Annotated in this window: 1 protein-coding gene; it reads right to left on the reverse strand. The window is 55.3% G+C overall.

Annotated elements, in window-relative coordinates; all coding sequences use genetic code 11:
- Positions 1–1,521 (reverse strand): AMP-binding protein (locus GSQ82_RS24440; RefSeq protein WP_256370120.1); only part of this gene is annotated, 1,521 nt, incomplete at its 3' end.
- Positions 1,522–1,525 lie beyond the last annotated feature (4 nt).

Raw genomic sequence — 1,525 nt, forward strand, 5'->3', positions numbered from 1 at the left:
TAGACGGCTGAGATCCCCCTTCAGCCGCAGACCCATCGGAAGGTGATACGCCTCATGAACCCCATCCATCTGAGACAAAAACCACAAACGCTGCTGCGAAAACGAAAGAGGAAGATGTTCAGTACGCTCTACAGAGGAGATCGATGGCAGTTCAATCTGCGCGGCGCTACCAAGGGCATATGCCAGGTCGGCGACTTCCGGATGGGCAAACAGATCACGGATCGCCACCTCCACGCCCAACACCTGCTGCAGGCGGGTGACCACGCGAACGGCCAGGAGGGAGTGTCCTCCGAGTTCAAAGAAGTTGTCGTGGCGTCCGACGCGTTCGAGTTTAAGGACGTCGGCCCAGATGGCTGCCAGCCTGATTTCGATCTCGCCCTGCGGTGGCTCATAACCACGAACGGCATAGGCATAGGCATCGGTATCGGGAGCAGGGAGTGCCTTGCGATCCAGCTTGCCGTTGGGTGTCAGCGGCAGAGACTCCAGACGGACATAGGCTGCCGGAACCATATACTCCGGCAGGTCCGCTGAAAGATGAGCCCGCAGCCGTCCCGCATCGGGAGCCTCCGGATCATCCCCCGTTGAAGCGGTGTAGTAGGCTACCAGCCGCTTGTCGCCTGGCACATCCTCACGGGCGATCACGACACCTTCCCGCACATCCGGGTGCTCCATCAGCCGCGACTCGATCTCCCCCAACTCGATACGGTAACCCCGGATCTTGACCTGGAAGTCATTGCGGCCCAGAAACTCGATGTTGCCATCGGATCGCCACCGGCCCAGATCCCCGGTCCGGTACATCCGCGCCCCAGCTTCATCTACAAACGGATCCCGGAGAAACTTCTCCGCCGTCAGCTCCGGACGGTTCAGATATCCCCGCGCCACTCCCGCCCCGCCGATATACATCTCACCGGCCACACCCACAGGAACTGGTTCCCCTTGACCATCCAAAATGTATATCTGCGTGTTCGCAATCGGCCGGCCAATGGGAGCATTTCCTTCTATTAGGTCTTGGTTGAGTGTGGTGATATCTCCAGTTAACACCCCAACTGTACATTCTGTCGGACCGTAGTGATTGTAAATTTGACATTTTGTGTTGAGAGAACGAACAGAGTTGAGGAGCTTATTGGTTAAAACTTCTCCTCCAAAGATCAGACGTTTTGCGGGAAGGAGGCTGGAATCGTTAGGTTTAGCCCACAACGCCTGCAGATGAGATGGGGTGATTTTAATTACGTCGATTAGGTTGTTTTTGCAGTAGGAGGCGAAGCTGCTCGCGTCAGTGGGTGCGTTGACGGGGAAGATATAAAGCTTTCCCTTTCGACAGAGTGAAGAAAATAATACAGTGTAACCAAGGTCTGCAGCGAAGGTCGAAATAAGGCCAAAACGTAAACCTTCGATTGAATAGCGGTCCGAAATGCAGATTTTTTCGCCGATAGCGATGAGGTAGTTCACGATATTTTTGTGTTCGACCATGACGCCTTTAGGCGCGCCGGTGGAGCCGGAGGTGTAGATGATGTAGGCCAGATGC

Origin of the sequence: Granulicella sp. L60, from assembly GCF_009765825.1 — a bacterium.
GTDB lineage: Bacteria > Acidobacteriota > Terriglobia > Terriglobales > Acidobacteriaceae > Edaphobacter.